General features: G+C 72.3%; 16 protein-coding genes. 7 read left to right on the top strand and 9 right to left on the bottom strand.

The annotated features are described in order from the left end of the window. Positions 1 to 24 precede the first annotated feature (24 nt). The 5 genes from ABZS58_RS07820 (at position 25) to ABZS58_RS07800 (ending at position 4,838) form a co-directional block, all read left to right on the top strand. Positions 25 to 405, top strand: coding sequence for a hypothetical protein (locus tag ABZS58_RS07820; RefSeq protein WP_354778783.1), 381 nt, complete (start codon positions 25 to 27; stop codon positions 403 to 405). Between the two features lie 114 nt (positions 406 to 519). Next, positions 520 to 1,326 (top strand): hypothetical protein, encoded by an 807-nt coding sequence (locus ABZS58_RS07815; protein WP_354778782.1) that lies wholly within the window; start codon positions 520 to 522, stop codon positions 1,324 to 1,326. A 148-nt stretch (positions 1,327 to 1,474) separates the two neighbouring features. Further along, positions 1,475 to 2,431: a hypothetical protein gene (locus ABZS58_RS07810; protein ID WP_354778780.1), complete on the top strand. Its 957-nt coding sequence runs from the start codon at positions 1,475 to 1,477 to the stop codon at positions 2,429 to 2,431. Further along, positions 2,428 to 2,922 (top strand): hypothetical protein, encoded by a 495-nt coding sequence (locus ABZS58_RS07805; protein WP_354778779.1) that lies wholly within the window; start codon positions 2,428 to 2,430, stop codon positions 2,920 to 2,922. Before ABZS58_RS07810 ends, ABZS58_RS07805 begins: the two co-directional genes overlap by 4 nt. Continuing rightward, on the top strand, positions 2,919 to 4,838 hold the full coding sequence (locus ABZS58_RS07800) for a DNA recombination protein RecN (RefSeq protein WP_354778777.1): 1,920 nt from the start codon (positions 2,919 to 2,921) through the stop codon (positions 4,836 to 4,838). The genes ABZS58_RS07805 and ABZS58_RS07800 overlap by 4 nt, the downstream gene beginning before the upstream one ends. Here ABZS58_RS07800 and helR read toward each other — a convergent pair. The 4 genes from helR to ABZS58_RS07780 form a co-directional block, all read right to left on the bottom strand. Continuing rightward, on the bottom strand, positions 4,835 to 6,949 hold the full coding sequence (gene helR / locus ABZS58_RS07795) for an RNA polymerase recycling motor ATPase HelR (RefSeq protein ID WP_354778775.1): 2,115 nt from the start codon (positions 6,947 to 6,949) through the stop codon (positions 4,835 to 4,837). The two genes, ABZS58_RS07800 and helR, sit on opposite strands and share 4 nt — an antisense overlap. Before the next feature lie 104 nt (positions 6,950 to 7,053). After that, entirely contained in the window at positions 7,054 to 7,197 is a 144-nt protein-coding gene (locus ABZS58_RS07790) for a hypothetical protein (protein ID WP_354778773.1), read from the bottom strand. Positions 7,198 to 7,335: 138 nt separating this feature from the next. After that, the gene (locus tag ABZS58_RS07785; protein ID WP_354778771.1) at positions 7,336 to 7,962 is read right to left on the bottom strand and encodes a DUF4360 domain-containing protein; all 627 of its coding nucleotides are present in this window, start codon (positions 7,960 to 7,962) and stop codon (positions 7,336 to 7,338) included. 171 nt (positions 7,963 to 8,133) lie between these two features. After that, the gene (locus tag ABZS58_RS07780) at positions 8,134 to 10,146 is read right to left on the bottom strand and encodes a glycerophosphodiester phosphodiesterase family protein (protein ID WP_354778769.1); all 2,013 of its coding nucleotides are present in this window, start codon (positions 10,144 to 10,146) and stop codon (positions 8,134 to 8,136) included. Positions 10,147 to 10,298: 152 nt separating this feature from the next. Here ABZS58_RS07780 and ABZS58_RS07775 point away from each other — a divergent pair, with 152 nt between their 5' ends. After that, the gene (locus ABZS58_RS07775; protein ID WP_354778767.1) at positions 10,299 to 10,763 is read left to right on the top strand and encodes a DIP1984 family protein; all 465 of its coding nucleotides are present in this window, start codon (positions 10,299 to 10,301) and stop codon (positions 10,761 to 10,763) included. 259 nt (positions 10,764 to 11,022) lie between these two features. On the opposite strand, the gene ABZS58_RS07770 is transcribed toward ABZS58_RS07775, so the two are convergent. Beyond that, positions 11,023 to 11,505 carry a TIGR00725 family protein gene (locus ABZS58_RS07770; protein ID WP_354778765.1) on the bottom strand — a complete coding sequence of 161 codons (483 nt, stop codon included), beginning with the start codon at positions 11,503 to 11,505 and terminating at the stop codon, positions 11,023 to 11,025. Positions 11,506 to 11,584: 79 nt separating this feature from the next. Further along, a complete protein-coding gene (locus tag ABZS58_RS07765) occupies positions 11,585 to 12,352 on the bottom strand; it encodes an SDR family oxidoreductase (protein ID WP_354778763.1) in 768 nt (255 codons plus the stop codon). 100 nt (positions 12,353 to 12,452) lie between these two features. Here ABZS58_RS07765 and ABZS58_RS07760 point away from each other — a divergent pair, with 100 nt between their 5' ends. Next, the gene (locus ABZS58_RS07760) at positions 12,453 to 13,289 is read left to right on the top strand and encodes a helix-turn-helix transcriptional regulator (protein WP_354778761.1); all 837 of its coding nucleotides are present in this window, start codon (positions 12,453 to 12,455) and stop codon (positions 13,287 to 13,289) included. Here ABZS58_RS07760 and ABZS58_RS07755 read toward each other — a convergent pair. The 3 genes from ABZS58_RS07755 to ABZS58_RS07745 are packed head-to-tail and all read right to left on the bottom strand — an operon-like array spanning position 13,286 to position 15,620. Beyond that, entirely contained in the window at positions 13,286 to 13,471 is a 186-nt protein-coding gene (locus ABZS58_RS07755; protein ID WP_354778759.1) for a hypothetical protein, read from the bottom strand. The genes ABZS58_RS07760 and ABZS58_RS07755 overlap by 4 nt on opposite strands. Before the next feature lie 9 nt (positions 13,472 to 13,480). Continuing rightward, the gene (locus ABZS58_RS07750; RefSeq protein WP_354778757.1) at positions 13,481 to 14,287 is read right to left on the bottom strand and encodes an SDR family NAD(P)-dependent oxidoreductase; all 807 of its coding nucleotides are present in this window, start codon (positions 14,285 to 14,287) and stop codon (positions 13,481 to 13,483) included. A gap of 34 nt (positions 14,288 to 14,321) precedes the next feature. Then, a complete protein-coding gene (locus ABZS58_RS07745) occupies positions 14,322 to 15,620 on the bottom strand; it encodes an NAD(P)-binding domain-containing protein (protein WP_354778755.1) in 1,299 nt (432 codons plus the stop codon). Positions 15,621 to 15,715: the final 95 nt, after the last annotated feature.

The following is a 15,715-nucleotide window of genomic DNA, read 5'->3' as shown; positions in this document are numbered from 1 at the left end:
GCCGCGGCTCACGACGCTGCGCGGATGCGTCTGCGGCGGTGGCTGATGATCCTGACGGTCGGGGTGGGGCTCGTGGTGGCGGCCCCGGCGGTGCCGGCGACGGCCGCGACGACCGGATGGCTGGAGGTCTCGGCGGGCACCATCCACTCGTGCGCGATCCGGTCCGACCGGACGCTGTGGTGCTGGGGGCGCAACGACACGGGGCAGCTCGGACTCGGCGACACCACCACCCGCACCGCGCCGCGGCGGGTCGTCGACGAGCCGGCATGGCGCACGCTCACCGCGGGGCCGGGCTCGGTGTGCGGCATCCGTGCCGACGGGACCCTGTGGTGCTGGGGTGAGGCCCGCTACGCCGGCGCCGGCGGCACCGAGGAGATCCTGGAACCGCTCCTGATCGCCGCGTGACTCTGTCCTGACAGAGCGCATCGGGTCACCGATCGGAGGATGTCATGACATGACCGATCCCCATAGATTGCTGACGCGAGCCGATCGGCCGCCATCAATCACGGGGGGACCGGGATGACCAGGATCGTCGGGGTGCACGGGGTCGGCAACTTCGACAGGTACCCGTCGGTGGACGACGCCGCCATCGACCTGGCCTGGATCTGGCAGCGGGCGCTGCTGGACCACATGCCGGCCGGGACCGTCGACCTGCGGATGGCCTACTACGCCGACCAGGTGCGCCCTGCGCCGAGCCTCGCGGCGGCGGTCGGCCAGCAGCTCAGCGGCGCCAACTTCGGGCAGCTGGCGGCATGGGCCGACGCGCTCGGCGCGCCCAGCGACGCCGGGCGCGGGCACGCGGCGCTGCCGCCGTTCGTCGACTGGCTGGCCAAGCGCAAGGACCTCGACAACGCGCTCGTGCGGTCGTTCGTCACCACGTTCATCGGTGAGGTCGACCGCTATCTGGGCGCGGCGGAGACCCGCCTCGCCGTGCGCCGCACGGTCGAGGCGCAGGTGGAGCGGCACCGCCCGGACGTGCTGATCGCGCACTCGCTCGGCTCCGTCGTCGCCTACGAGGCGCTCGTCGCCCGGCCCGACCTGCACGTCGACCTGTTCATCACCGTCGGCTCGCCGCTCGCCCTCGACACCGTCGTCTACGACCGGCTCCCGCACGACGGTGAGGACAACCCGTCGCGCCGGCCGAACGTCGGCCGGTGGGTCAACGTCGCCGACGCCAAGGACCTGGCGGCGGTGCCGCGCAGCCTCGCGGCCCGCTTCGACGTCGACACCGAGCACCAGGAGGACCTCGGGCTCACCGCGCTGCCCAGCGCCGTGGACTACCTGAGGACCCCCGCGGTCGGCGCATTGCTGGCGACGGCCGCCTGACGCCGTTCACCGCTTCGGGCGACCAACAAACGGTGAAATACCCGCGAACTCCACGCTCTGGGTAGCGAACATATAGCTTTCCGTGACAACCTGAAGCCGCGAAGATCAATGGGGGTCGACGAACTGCGGCGCGAGGGAGGAGCGGGAGATGACCGCGACTGCGGCCGCGATGAGTCTTGCCTCCGGCGAGCCGCCGATCAACTTCGCCGCCCACCAGCTGCGGGCCGGCAACATCGCGGGCGCCCGCGACGACTTCGAGCAGATGCTGGCGATGCTGCTCGCCGCGATCTACCCGGGCGCCCGGGCGATCACCGCCAACCCCGGCGACTGGGGCATCGACATCCTCCTCGGCGAGCTGTCGGGGCTCGTCATCATCTGGCAGTCGAAGTACTTCTGGCCCGTCGTCGGCCGCGGCCAGCAGGGCCAGATCCGCGAGTCGTTCGACGCCGCGGTCGCCGCGGCCGCCCGCAACGGCTACCGGCTCAGCCAGTGGGTGCTGTGCGTGCCGGCCAGCATGGACGCGCAGACGGCGCAGTGGTGGGACAACTGGCGGGCCAGGCGGCAGCGCGACACCGGCGTCTCGATCGAGCTGTGGCACGAGAACGCGCTGCGCAACCACCTCGTGCGGCCGGACTGCGCGCACGTGCGGCGGCACTTCTACGACCCGTACGTGCCGCAGCAGACCCCGCGGGCGCCGGTGCGGGACCTCGACCCCGACGACGACGCCGGCCTCGACCGGGCGCTGTTCGTGCGCCAGCTGCGCGCCGCCGGGCACGTCGAGCTCGGCGCGGCGAAACGGGAGTACTTCAACGCCGAGCTCCTCGCCCGCGAGGTCCTCGACAAGCGGATCCCGTCGGAGGTCGAGGCGCTCAGCGAGGCCGACGGGGTGGTGCACGGCATCTGGGAGGCGACCTTCAACGCCAAGGTGGTCGACGAGGATCCGCGCCTGCCGGGGCTGCACGCCGAGGTCATGCGCGAGATCCGGGAGTCCGGCGTGTTCCCGTCACAGCTGCGGGCCGGGCCGGTGCACCGCTGCGGCCTGATGCACCGCGTCGTCGAGGACCGCCGCGCGGGCTGGGTCCGGCACTGGCGGGACATCGCATGACTCCGGACGAGATCTCCGTCTTCCGCCAGGCGAAGCTGCTCCTCGCGCTGGAGTGCGCCGGCGAACCCCTCGACGCCGAACGCCTCGGCGTCTACGACTTCCTGGCCGCCCACCCGCTCCTGCTGGCCCGCGGCGACGACGACCCGGAACGCACCGCGCTGCGCCTGGCCGGCTTCGACGACCGCGCCACCGAATACGCCAGCCCCGCGCAGCGGTTCGTCACCGCCCAACTGCACCTGTCCCACGACCTCGCCGCCCTCATCGGGCGCGGCCTGATCGAGGTCACGGCCACCGGACGGGTGACCTACCGGCTCACCCAGGAGGGCGCGAGCATGGCCGCTCGATTCACCGCGATGTATGCTCAGCTGTACCGCACAGCGGCGCGCATCGTCATCCGCCGCCTCCGTCGCCTGAGCACCCGGAGGCTGCGCGAAGGCCTGCGGCAGTGGCTCCTTCCGGTTCCTTCTTCCGCGGTGAAGGACCTGACATGATCGGTTTGCGAGCACACGGCATCCGGCTCAGGCGGCTGCGCCTGCACAGCGGCGACCGCACCTATGATGTCGACTTCCGCGCCACCGACGACTCCCCACGGCCGCTGTCCGTGCTCGCCGGCGCGTTCAGCACCGGCAAGACCACCGTCCTGGAGTTCGTCGACTACTGCCTCGGCGCGTCCGACCACCCGCGCCACCCGGAGATCATGCCGAAGGTCCGCGCGGCGACCCTCGAGGTGGAGCTGTCCGGCACGCCGTATCTCATCGAGCGGGCCGTCGGCGAGCCGTCGATGTTCGCCTACGTGCGCGCGGGGCGCCTCGACGAGCCGGGCGCGACCCCTCCGGTACGCCGGCCGCTGCGACCGGCGAGTCACCCGGAGAGCCTGTCGTCGCTGCTGCTGTCGCACTGCAAACTCGAGGGCGTCCGGCTGCGCGACAGCGGCGTCGACACCGACCCGCTGAGCTTCCGCGACCTCATGTGGCTGTGCTTCCTGCCCAACGAACGCCTCGACGACAAGGACCTGCTCTTCCGCAGCGTGCCGATGAAGCACCTCAAGCTGCGGCAGGTCGTCGACGTCGTCTTCGACGTCCACGACGACCACTCCGTGGAGATCGGCCGCCGGATCCGCGCGGTGGAGGCCGAGCTGTCCGTGGCGCGCGCCGCCTACCGCGCGGCGGAGCAGATCGTCGACGAGCAGCACGGCGGCGACCGCGACGACCTCGAGGCGCTGCACCGCAGCGCGAAGGACGAGCTCGCCGCGTGCGCCCAGGCCCTCGCGGCGCTGGACGCGCAGGGCCGCGCCGACACGATGTTCGCCGAGGAGCTGCGCGAGCGGCACCGCGCCGCGGCCGTCGAGGCCCGCCGCGCCGCCGAGGAGCTCCGCGACCGGGAGACGTCGCTGCAGCGGATGACGACCCTGCACGGCAGCTACGCCGACGACGTCGCGAAGTGGACGATGCTCGCCGAGGCCGACCACCTCTTCGAGCCGGTGCGCGTGTCGGCGTGCCCGTCGTGCCTGGCGCCGCTCGCCGGCGGCGAGGACCGCTGCCCCGCGTGCCGGCTGCCGATCACCGACGGCGGCTCCATCGACGTGACCGCCGAGCTGCGCTCCGCGAAGACCCGTCTCGCCGAGCTCAACCGGTACACCGACGAGCTGCAGGAGCGGCTGCCCCGCCTGCGGGACGCGGCGGAACGCGCCCAGCGCGCCGAGGCCCGCGCCGCCACCGAGGTCGACGAGGCGACGGTGCACACGATCACGCCGTTCCTCGCGCAGCGCGACGCCCTCGGCCGGCGCCGGGAGGAGGCCGCCGCGACCCTCCAGCGGGCGCTGAGCGGGCTGCGGCTGGTGCAGAGCCTGGAGCGGCGCGCCGCCGGCATCCTGCACCAGATGGACCAGGTCGCCGCGTACCGCGAGGAGCTGGCCGCCGCCGGGCCGCAGGCGCGACGCGCGGACCGGTCCGCGGTCGTGCGCCGGGTCAGCGAACGCTACCGGGAGATCCTGCAGGAGTGGCGCTACCCGAAGGTCGCCGACGCCTACCTCGCCGAGGACCTGACCCCGTACATGCGCGGCGAGCCCTACACGGCCGCGTCCTCCGGCGGCCGGACGCTGATCGCCCTCGCGTGGCAGCTGGCGCTGTTCGAGGTCGCGTGGGAGTCCCGCTCGTCGCATCCGGGTTTCCTGATGCTCGACAGCCCGCAGAAGAACCTCGGCGTCGCCGACGACCTCGCCGACGGCGTCACCATCGACCGCATCTACCAGCACCTGGAGCGCTGGCTGGCCGGCCGCGGCGTCGGCGCGCAGATCGTCGTCGCCGACAACGCGCCACCACCCGCCGCGGCCGACGACGTCGTCGTCCGCTACACCCGCCGCCCCGACCAGCCGCCGTACGGCCTGATCGACGACGAGACCAGTTAGACGATCACCAGCTGCCGCGTCGCCCGGGTCATGGCGACGTAGCGGTCGACCGCGCTGTCGAACGACCCCGGGTCGACGAGGACGACCAGGTCGAACTCGAGGCCCTTCGACAGCTCGGGGGTCAGCGACCGCACGCGGTCCCGCGCCGTGAACCCCGGGTCGCCGATGACGCACGCCGTGCCTTCCGCGTGCTCGGCGAGCCAGGCGTCGAGGATGCCGGCGAGTTCCGCTCTCGCCGCGTGTACGACGGGCAGCCCGCTCCTGCGGATCGAGGTCGGCACGTTGGCATCGGGAAGGGCGGCGCGGATGACCGGCGCGGCGTGCGCCATCACCTCTTCCGGGGTGCGGTAGTTGATGCTCAGCGTCGCCATCGTGACCCGGTCGACGCCGACCCGCTCCAGCCGCTCCTGCCACGACTCGGTGAACGGTCTGCGGGCCTGGGCCCGGTCACCGACGATCGTGAAGCTCCGTGACGGGCAGCGCAGCAGCAGCATCTGCCACTCGGCGTCGGTGAGCTCCTGCGCCTCGTCGACGACGATGTGCGCGAACGGTCCCGCGAGCCGGTCCGGGTCGCCGTCCGCGATGGCCGCCTCGTCGACGAGGGCGTCGTGGAAGTCCTCGCCGCGCAGCATCGTCACCAGGCCGGTGCCGTACTCGTCGTCGGCGGCCTCGATCAGGTCGTCGACGACCCGGTCCATCCGCTCCCGCCGTGCCTTCACCTCCGCCTTCTGCCGGCGCCGCGCTTTCGCCGCCTCCGGGTCGCCGAGCCGCTGCCGCGCCGCGTCGAGCAGCGGCAGATCACTTGTCGTCCAAGCCTGTGCATCGGTCCGCTGCAGCGTCTGTACCTCCGCCGCGTGCAGCCACGGCGCGCACCTGCGGAGGTAGGCGGGCACCGACCACAGGTCGCCGACGAGGTCCGCCGCCTCGATCAGCGGCCACGCCCGGTTGAACGCCGTCACCAGGTCGCGGTGCTGCATGAGCGACCTGCGCAGCAGCTCGTCATCAACGTTCTCGTCGTGCTTGTCCATCAGGATCCGCAGCAGCTCCTCCCAGACGAGGTCGCGGGCGTCGTTGTGCGGGATACCGGGCTCCGCGGCCTCGAACGCCTCCGCCCAGTCGTCGGCGCCGAGCCAGATGTCGGACCAGTGGGTCTCGACGGTCATCCCCTTCGCCGGAGGACGCTCGTAGAACCGGACGGCCTCCTCGATCGCCCGCACCATCGCCTTCGAAGACTTCAGGCGGGCCACCTCGGGATCCGTCTCGACGGTCGCGTCCACTCCGACGAGGTCCCGGATGGTGCACGTCTGGACGCCTTCTTCGCCGAGGCTCGGCAGCACGTCCGCGACGTACGCCAGGTACGGCTGGTGCGGCCCCACGAAGAGCACCCCACCGCGCCGGTGGCCGAGGCGGGGGTCCGCGTAGAGCAGATACGCCGTGCGGTGCAACGCGACGACGGTCTTGCCCGTGCCGGGGCCGCCGTCGACGACCAGCGCGCTGCTGGACCCGGCCCGGATGATCGCGTCCTGGTCGGCCTGGATCGTGCCGAGGACGTCGCGCATCTTCGCCGACCGGCTGCCGCCGAGGGTCGCGATGAACGCCGACTGGTCGTCGAGCGCCGCGTTGCCCTCGAGGCCTTCGGCGGTGAAGACCTCGTCCCAGTAGTCACTGATCCTGCCCCGCGTCCAGCGGTACCTTCTCCGGCTGGCCAGGCCCATCGGGTTGGCGTGCGTGGCGCCGAAGAACGGCTCGGCCGCCGGCGACCGCCAGTCCAGCAGCAGCCGCCCGCCGCTGCCGTCGGTCAGCCCGAGCCGCCCGACGTACACCGGCTCGCCGTCCGTGGGGACCATCCGCCCGAGGCACAGGTCGAGCCCGAAGCGCCGCAACGTCCGCAGCCGCGCGCTCAGTCGCCGCACCTCCTGGTCCCGGTCCATCGCCGCCTGCCCGATCCCGCCGGGCGCCCTGCGCTCCGCGTCGAGCCGCTCCTCCATTTCCGCGACCGTCGCATCGAGGCTCCTGGTGACGTCCGCGAAGTGCCGCTCGTCCGCGGCGATCAGCCCGGGCTCTCCCTTCGCCGCAAGCCGCTCGGGCAGTTCGAACACGCTGGCATCCATCAGTTGGTCCCCGTTTCCGCAGGTTCCGGCTCCGGCCAGCGATTCTGCGCCCCGCACCGGGGCTTGCCGCAAGCCCCGGGGTCCGCTATACGTTAAGAAGGGGATCAGTGCAGCGTGGGGCGGTAGGTGAGCTCCTGGATGTTGCCGTCGAGCGTCCGGCTCTCGAGTAGTTCCAGGTCGAAGTCGTCCGCACCCTGGAAGATCGGTGCCGCGCCGGTCCGGCCGCTGATCACTGGAAAGATCGTCACCTGGACGAACAGCTCCGCCCCGATCCGACACCGCGCCCCGGCTTTTCTTCCGGTTCTTTCTTTTTCGGACCCTCAGGGTGTGGCCGCCCGCATCGACAGGCTGGAGCGCCGATGCGGGCGGCCGCGTCGGTACGGGTGTTACGCGCAGCGCTTCCAGGCCAGGTTGTACACCGTGCTGAAGCTGCCGTCGGTCGAGTCCATGGCCATGAAGCTGGTGGTCTTCTTGGGGTTGGAGCGGCCCGCGTTGACCCGCAGCTCGGTGTTGATGTTGAGGTTGCGCTGCTCGCCGCAGGGCTGGAAGACCAGGGCGGCCACGCCGACGGTGTCCTTGGTCTGCCAGTTGTCCTCCAGGGGACCACGGAACGGGTGGGTGGCCCTGGCGGTCTGCGAGTTGCCCTGGAAGTAGTAGCTCGCCACCGCCGTGCCGGTCGCGCCGGCCGCGAGGCTGGCGTACCCGCGGTAGTCGGCCTCCGCGATCGCGTAGGTGAAGCCGTTCGGGATGTGCACCTGGAGGGCGATCTGGCAGTTCTTCCGGAAGTCGGTGGGTTTGGTGCCGACGCCGACCTGCGCCATGTACTGACTGTAGGTGATCGTGAACGCGCGCCGGTCGAGCGAGACGTCGACCGCGGCGGTGCCGTCCGGACACCCCGAGCCGTTGGCCGTTGCCACGCTGATGCTGACCTCGTTCGGCGGCGGCGATGTGGGCGCGACCGGCGCCGCGAGCGAGGACAGCAGCATGGCACCGGCGGTGATGGCGTGGAACATGGAACCCCCGAAAGTCAAGCGAGCCCATGGGTCGCTTACGGTGATGACACCGCCACTCTATGGAGTCAATTTGTCGGGGATCACCGGTCTGGCATGGCCGCTCAGGTTGTTGTAGGGCGCCGACCGAAGGATCACCCTTCATCCGTTCGGTCAGCGCCCTACAGTGCGAACTCAGCGCAGGCCGGCCCGGCGGGCCACCTTGATCAGCTTCTCGGGGTCGTCGGAGATGATGCCGTCGACGCCGAGGGTGATGGCCCGGTCCATGGTCGGCTCGTCGTCGATGGTGTAGGGGACGACCTTCAGACCGTCACGGCGGTGCAGGACGTCGATGGTCGGGCCGTGGAAGTAGGACGGGTCCTGGCGCAGGTACCAGTCGTCGGAGACGACGGTGCCCTGAGCGGGGTCGTGCACCTGCCAGTTCGCCGAGACGGTCGACGCGCCGCTCGCCTTCACGAGTTTGCCCAGGTCGCGGTACTTCCACCAGTCGAGCGTGCCGGTCCACGGGCTCTTCACGGCCGGATTGCCGTATACGGCCTGCAGCGAGCACTCGTCGGCGAGCGCCGCGCATTCGCGGGGGCCGTACTGCCACACGAGCGCGACCGTCTCGATGCGCGGGGAGAGCCGGCGGGACAGCTGGATCGTGCGCCAGTCGAACGACTGGATCGTGACGCGGCGGGCGAAGCCGGCCTTCTCGATCGCGGTGACGAGCCGGATGGTGAAGATCCAGTAGGGCTCGGTGTCGGCGACGGTCGGGCTGATCTTCGTCTCGATGTTCATGCGGATGTCGTCGCGGCCGCTGGACCTGACGAGCTTGAAGAGTTCGTCGAGGGTCGGGATGCGTTCGCCGGGCGCCGAGGCGTCGCCGCAGTCGATGGTCTTCACCTGGGCGAGGGTCAGGCTGCGGATGGTCCGGCCGATGTACGGGTACAGCGGGTCACCCGGACGGACGGGCGCGGTGTCGCGGCAGTGCGATCCGTTCAGCGCGCGGTCGTGGCTGACGACCAGGACGCCGTCCTTCGTGACGCCGGTGTCCAGTTCCAGGGTGGAGATGTCGGGGTTGGCCAGCGAGTTGCGGAACGCGGCCAGGGTGTTCTCCGGCCTGGTCGCCTTGCCGCCGCGGTGCGCCTGCACGTCGAACGGCGACGCCGTGCCGCGCGGCAGCGCGAAGCCCCGCTTCGCGGCGACGGTCCGCAGCCGGTCGGGGTAGTCGGTGATGATGCCGTCGACGCCGTCGTCGATGAGCTTGTTCATCGTCGCCGGGTCGTCGATCGTCCACGGGACGACCTTGATGCCGTTGCGGTGCGCGTGGTCGACCATCGTCTTCGTGACGTACGGCTCGTAGCCGGGGTCGGTGACCTTGCCGTTCTGCGGGAAGCCGTGCACCGGCGAGAAGGCGGTGACACCGAGGGTCTTCACCGCGGCGATCGGGTCGCCGCCGAAGTCGTCGATGTCGAGGCCGCCCAGCCACGGCGAGGCGCCCGGCTGCCCGGTCTGCAGGAAGTCGCGGTTGGTCAGGGCGACCAGCCCGAGCCGCGGCTCGACCTCGCGGAAGCGGCGCAGCGCGCCCCAGTCGAAGCTCTGGATCGTGACCCGGCGCAGCAGCCCGGCGGCGCGGATCTCGCGCGCGGCGATCTGCACGAACTGCTCGCGGGGCGCGGTCTCCTGCGGGGCGCCGGCCTCGACCTTGGTCTCGAGGTTGAACTTCACGTCGTCGTTGCCGTAGCGGGCGACGAGGTCGAACACCTCGCGCAGCAGCGGCATCCGCGACCCGGGCGTCAGCAGCTGGCCCGGGTGCTCCGGCAGGCCCTTGCTGCCGCAGTCGAGCGTGCGGACCTGCGCGAGCGTCAGATCCTTCACGAACTTGCCGACGTAGGGGTACGCCGGGTCACCGGCGACGACCGGTGCGGTGTCGAGGCACTTCGCGCCGCTGACCTTCCGGTCATGGGTGACGACGGCCTGAGCGTCGGCGGTGATCTGGATGTCGAGTTCGAGGGTGGTGACGCCGAGGCGCAGCGCGTTGCCGAACGAGCTCAGCGTGCTCTCGCTGCGCAGGCCGAGCCCCCCACGGTGGGCCTGGATGTCGAAGGACTTCGGTGTGCCGTGCGCCGCGGCGGGCAGGGCCACGGCCAGCGGAAGGAGCAGGCCGGCGCTGAGCGCGACGGCCGACCATCGAGACATGGACATGCCGCGCACGTTGCCAACCGCAGGCGGCGCGCGACCGGGCTGCGGTTGGCGCCCCCGTGAACGCCGGGCGTACAACGCTCAGGCCGACCGGCGGAGCGGCTCCGCCGGAAAACGGCGTGCGGTGATGATCGGCGGCGCGGAGACTGGTGGGCGTGAAACTCGCTGAAGCGCTTGCGCTACGTGCCGACGCGGCGCGCCGGGTCGAACAGCTTCGCGCCCGGATCGTCGGCAGCGCCCGGTTCCAGGAAGGTGAGACGCCCGCCGAGGACGCGGCCGCGCTGCTCGCCGAGTCGGCGGCGGTCCTCGACGAGCTCGAGTCGCTGATCCGGCGGATCAACCGCACCAACGCCGCCACCCCGCTGGGCGACGGCACGCTCACCGACGCCCTGGCCCGCCGCGACGTGCTGCGCCTGCGGCACAACGTGGTGACGACCGCGGCGAACGCGTCGGCGGGCGACGGGCAGCGCGGCCACCGGCAGCTGCGCTCGGAGCTGAAGATGCTGTCGGCGCTGCCGGTCGCCGACCTGCACGCCGAGGCCGACGACCTGGCCCGGCAGCTGCGCGAGGTCGACACCGCCGTGCAGCGCACCAACTGGGAGGCCGACCTCCTGGACTGACAGAGACTGGCGCAGATGGACGCGGAGCAGGTAGCCGTCGTGGAGGCGTGCACAACCCGAGGGCCGACGGGCAATTCGGCTCCCTTTCTGGCGCGCCGCGGGCAGGCGCAGGGGTTCGACTCCCTGACATACGACGCACGCCCAGCACGGCACACAAGTGAAGGCGCACCGGGCACAGCACACCACCGGGTGCAGATCCACGACGGCGAGGGCGGGCAAGGGGCACTCCGCGTCCCCTCCGGTCCCCGCGCGGCGAGGCTCACCGCCCGCGTGCGGTGATCTCCTCCAGCACCCACGCGACGGCCTCGTCGGCCGTGGCCATCACCGGGTAGGACGCGCCGCCGTCCGGCGCCGAGACGGCCCAGCTGCCGACCGCGGCGAGCGGCCGCCCGAGCCGCATCGCGAAGCCGATCTCGCTGAGCGTCCCCCACCCGCCGCCGACCGCCACGAGGCCGTCCGCGGTCCGCGCGACCAGCCCGTTGCGCAGCTCACCCATGCCGGTCGGCAGGGCGACGGTCAGGAACGGGTTGCCGTCGGCCCGGTCCGTGCCGGGCAGGAGACCGACGGTGAGCCCGCCCCGCTCGTACGCACCCCGGCACGACGCCTCCATCACGCCACCGCGCCCCCCGGAGACGACGACCGCCCCGGCCTCCGCGAGCAGCACCCCGACCCGCTCGGCGACCCGCTCCTGCGCCGCGGTCGCCTGCCCCGCCCCGATCACCGCCACATACGGACCCCGCACCACCGCGACGATACCGTTTCACTCGCCGCACCCGGCACGAACTGCGCGGCCGCCGCCCGGCAGGGACCGAGCGCCGGGATCAGCCCTGTTGCGTGGGCACGACGATGAGTTCGGCGAGGTTCACGCGGCGGGGCGCGGCGGTGGCGTACACGATGGCGTCCGCGATGTCCGACGGCGTCAGCACCTCCAGGGAGTCCCGCCACTGGGCGAGCTGGTCGCGCTGGCCGGTGTCGCGCATCCCGTCGCCGAGCTCGGTGAGCACGAAGCCGGGCTCGACGTTCTTCACGCGGACCCCGCGCGGGCCGAGCTCCGCCCGCAGATTGCGGGTGAGGTGCGCGACGGCGGCCTTCGTGGCCGTGTACACGCCGTAGTTCGGGAACACGGTGTGCCCGCCGATCGAGCCGACGTGCACGAGGTCCGCGGGCTTGCCGTCCGCCGCCGCCGCGAGGAGGTCGTCGATGAACGCGCGTCCCGTGTACAGCAGCCCGGTGACGTTCGTGGCGATCATCTCGTCCCATTCGGCGGTGTCCGCGGCCTCGAACGGCGCGGCGAGCATGACGCCCGCGTTGGCGACGACGAGGTCCACGCGTCCGAACGCCGCCCGGACGGTGGCCGCCGCGGCCCGCATCGCGTCGCGGTCGCCGACGTCCGCGGCGACGGGCAGGGCGTTGCCGCCGATCTGCGCCGCCAGGTCCTTGAGGCGGCTCTCGCGCCGCCCGACGAGCGCGACGGCCGCGCCGCCTTCGGCCAGCCGCTGCGCGGTCGCCGCGCCGATGCCGCTGGTGGCTCCGGTGACGACCGCGACGCGGCCGGCCAGAGCGCCGGAGTTGGTAACCGTGGTTGTCATGGCCCAACCGTCGCTCGTGCGGCAGGAGCCTTCCAGGACGGGGTTTTCCTGGGAGTACCACGGCCAGGCAAGCCTGGAGGATGCCGCCTAGGCTGGAAGGATGCCAAGCGACAACCGCCTCGGCGAGTTCCTGCGGGCGCGCCGCGAGGTGGCCCGCCCGGAGGACTTCGGCCTGCCGGAGCCGGCCCGCCGCCGCACCCCGGGCCTACGCCGCGAGGAGGTCGCGCTGCTCGCCGGCGTCAGCGCCGACTATTACGTCCGCCTCGAGCAGGGCCGCGACAAACACCCGTCGGATCAGGTGCTCGACGCGCTCGCACGGGTGTACACGCTGAACGACGACGGCGTCGCCCACCTGCGGGAGCTGGCCAGACCGGCCACCCGCCCCAGGCGCCGGGCGCGGCAGCCGGAGCGGGTCAGCGCGCACCTGCTGCGCCTGCTGGACATCTGGACCGACACGCCCGCCATGGTGATCGGCCGCCACCTGGACGTCCTGGCCAACAACGCGCTCGCCGCCGCGCTCAACCACTGCTCGGTGAAGGGCCAGAACCAGGTCCGCGTGGTGTTCCTCGACCCGTACACGCGCCGCATCTACGCCGACTGGCCGACGGTGGCGGCGGAGACCGTCGCGAGCCTGCGCGCCGCCGCCGGTGCCGACCTCGACGATCCCCGCCTCACCGATCTCGTCGGCGAGCTGTCCCTGAAGAGCGACGACTTCCGCCGCCTGTGGGCCCGCCACGACGTCGCCGCGAAGACGGCCGGCACGAAGCGCTTCACCCACCCGATGGTCGGGGAGCTGACGCTGTCGTTCGAGACGTTCGCGGTCAACGGCGCCCCCGGCCAGCAGCTGCTCGTCTACCACGCCGAGCCCGCCAGTCCGTCGGCCCAGGCCCTGCGCCTGCTCACCACGATGGCCGCTCCCCCTGTTGCGGTGCGCTAGACCTTTTTGACGTGGCCGCCGGTGTACTGGCATTCGCTGTCGAGCGTCTGGGCCGGCTGGAGCGTGCCGGGATCGAACGGGACGCGGGCAGTGGTGCCGTTGCCGAGGGTGAGCTCGACCTCGTGCTCGGCGGTGAAGGCCGCGGACGTGACGCGGACCGTCGGGTCATGCCAGCGGGTCATGCCAGCGGGTCATGCCAGCGGGTCATGCCTGCGGATCATGCCTGCGGCGAGGGGCGCGTTGTCGAAGGCGCCGGCGGCGAGGCGTGCCGCGACGGTCCGGCGGACCATCGCATCGGCCAGGGACGGGAAATGGCGGGCGATGGCCATCTCCAGGCGCCCGCGCCCGGTGGTGGCGACCGCGCGGGGGGCCTTGCGGGCGGTGGCGGCGCGGAGGATCGCGGTGACGACGCCGTCGGCGGGTTCCATCCTGGAGACGCCCTGCAGCGACAGGCCGGCGGCGGCGGTCGTGTCGTGGATCGGCGAGGCGACCATGCTCGGGTACACGACGCTGACCCCGACGTGGCTGCCGACCTCGAGGCGCAGCGCGTCGGCGTACGCGACGAGGGCCCGCTTGCTGACACCGTAGGCGGCGGCCAGGGGCAGCGGCAGGACGGCCATCCGGCTGGCGACGAACACCACCCTGCCACGGGCCGCCTCAAGGGCCGGGAGGGCTGCGGCGGTGGTGCGCCACGCGGCCAGGAGGTTGACCTCCAGCTGCCGTGCGACGACCTCGTCGGGCGGCAGCTCCGCCGGCGCGGGACCGCCGACGCCGGCGTTGTTGATGAGCAGGTCGAGGCCGCCGAGCCGCTCGACGGCCTCGGCGACGGTGGCGGGCACCGCGGCGGCGGAGGTGAGGTCGCAGGCGAGCACCGGCACGGGGCCGTCTGCGGCGACGAGGTCGATGCCGACGACGGAGGCGCCGGCGGCGGTCAACCGTTCGCCGAGCAGCCGCCCGAACGTCCCGTTCGCCCCGGTGACGATGACCCTCTTGTTCATCGCTTCCGGCCTCCGTCCAGCTCTCGTGCGGCGTTCATCGCTTCCGGCCCTCGTCCAGTTCTCGTGCGGCGAGGTCGAGATAGGCGTCGAAGTCGATGCGCATCGCCGGTCTGCGCTCTCCCCACCGGTCCCGGGCGGCGCGCAGCTCGGCGGCGCAGTCGTCGCGCTGCCTGTCCGGCGGCGGCAGCCTGTACGTGCCCGCGAGGTGGCCCGCGACCAGCCGGGCCTGCGCCTCGACGACCGGGAACGCGGCGCCCGTCGACTGCATCAGTCCGACGAACATCAGGCCGGGTGCGTCGAGGTGGAACACGTGCCGGAACAGCGGCAGCCTGTCCGCCCCGCCGGCGAGCAGTGCGGGGTCCAGGAAGGGGAGGTCGGCGCGGTAGCCGGTACACCAGACGATGAGATCGATCGAATCCTTGCGACCGTCCTCGAAGACCACCTCGTCGCCCTCGAACCGGGTGATCGCGGGGCGGACCGCGATCTCGCCGTGGGTGATGCGCGGCAGCAGCGCGTCGGACAGCGTGGGATGGTCCTGCAGGAACCCGTGCGTGGGGGCGGGCAGCCCGTACCGCTGCGGCGGGCCGACCGCGAGCCGCAGCATCGTCTGGCTGATGCGTTGCCGGACCCGCCACGGCAGACGCTTCGCGAGAGCGCCGTTGAGCGTGTCGGACGGCCTGCCGAACAGGTACTTCGGCACGATCCACACACCGCGGCGCACCGACAGCAGCGTCCGCGCGGCGACGTGGGAGGCGTCGACGGCGATGTCCATCGCGGAGTTGCCGCCGCCGACGACGAGGACGCGGCGGCCCTGCAGCTGCTCGGGGCCGCGGTAGTCGTGGCTGTGCAGCTGCTCGGCGGCCGGCTCGCCGGGCTGCGGCGGGTCGGGCAGCCGGGGCACGGTGTTGTGCCCGTTGGCGACGACCACCGCCTCGGCCGTCACCTCGACCGTCCCTTGTGGACCTTCCGCGGTCACTTCCCAGGTCCCGTCCGGCGCCCGGTGTACGCGGGTCACGACGTGCCCTGATCGGATGCTTTCCGCGAGGCCGAACGCGCCGGCGTAGGCCGCGAGGTATCCGGCGACGCGCTCGTGACCCGGATAGTCGGGCCAGTCGGCGGGCATCGGGAAGTCGGCGAACTCGGTGCGGGTGCGGCTGGTGTTGAGGTGCAGGGTGCGGTACGCGGACGAGTGCGGACCACCGATCACCCACAACCCGCCGGGCCTGTCACCGGCGTCGAAGCAGATCGCGGGCACGCCGGCGTCGGCGAGGGCCTTGAGCGTCGCAAGGCCCGCCGGCCCACCGCCGATGACCACCACCCGGTATTCCAACACGCGTTGGATTCTGGGTCACCCGCGTCGGGCGCGTCAAGGCCGCCCGTACATGCGGTCCAGCCACCGATGCACGAACGCCCTCAACGCAAACCTCG

It is taken from the genome of Dactylosporangium sp. NPDC005555, assembly GCF_040605635.1.
GTDB lineage: Bacteria > Actinomycetota > Actinomycetes > Mycobacteriales > Micromonosporaceae > Dactylosporangium.
Note: the sequence above shows the minus strand (reverse complement) of the source record. Positions and strands in the feature narration are given on the sequence as shown.

Bases quoted from the DNA above. Each gene is read 5' to 3' on its own strand.
- ABZS58_RS07805 (WP_354778779.1), top strand. From the start codon at position 2,428: ATGACTCCGGACGAGATCTCCGTCTTCCGCCAGGCGAAGCTGCTCCTC.
- ABZS58_RS07750 (WP_354778757.1), bottom strand. From the start codon at position 14,287: ATGAACAAGAGGGTCATCGTCACCGGGGCGAACGGGACGTTCGGGCGG.
- ABZS58_RS07755 (WP_354778759.1), bottom strand. From the start codon at position 13,471: ATGACCCGCTGGCATGACCCGACGGTCCGCGTCACGTCCGCGGCCTTC.
- ABZS58_RS07780 (WP_354778769.1), bottom strand. From the start codon at position 10,146: ATGTCCATGTCTCGATGGTCGGCCGTCGCGCTCAGCGCCGGCCTGCTC.
- ABZS58_RS07760 (WP_354778761.1), top strand. From the start codon at position 12,453: ATGCCAAGCGACAACCGCCTCGGCGAGTTCCTGCGGGCGCGCCGCGAG.
- helR (WP_354778775.1), bottom strand. From the start codon at position 6,949: ATGGATGCCAGCGTGTTCGAACTGCCCGAGCGGCTTGCGGCGAAGGGA.
- ABZS58_RS07810 (WP_354778780.1), top strand. From the start codon at position 1,475: ATGACCGCGACTGCGGCCGCGATGAGTCTTGCCTCCGGCGAGCCGCCG.
- ABZS58_RS07800 (WP_354778777.1), top strand. From the start codon at position 2,919: ATGATCGGTTTGCGAGCACACGGCATCCGGCTCAGGCGGCTGCGCCTG.
- ABZS58_RS07820 (WP_354778783.1), top strand. From the start codon at position 25: ATGCGTCTGCGGCGGTGGCTGATGATCCTGACGGTCGGGGTGGGGCTC.
- ABZS58_RS07785 (WP_354778771.1), bottom strand. From the start codon at position 7,962: ATGTTCCACGCCATCACCGCCGGTGCCATGCTGCTGTCCTCGCTCGCG.
- ABZS58_RS07765 (WP_354778763.1), bottom strand. From the start codon at position 12,352: ATGACAACCACGGTTACCAACTCCGGCGCTCTGGCCGGCCGCGTCGCG.
- ABZS58_RS07815 (WP_354778782.1), top strand. From the start codon at position 520: ATGACCAGGATCGTCGGGGTGCACGGGGTCGGCAACTTCGACAGGTAC.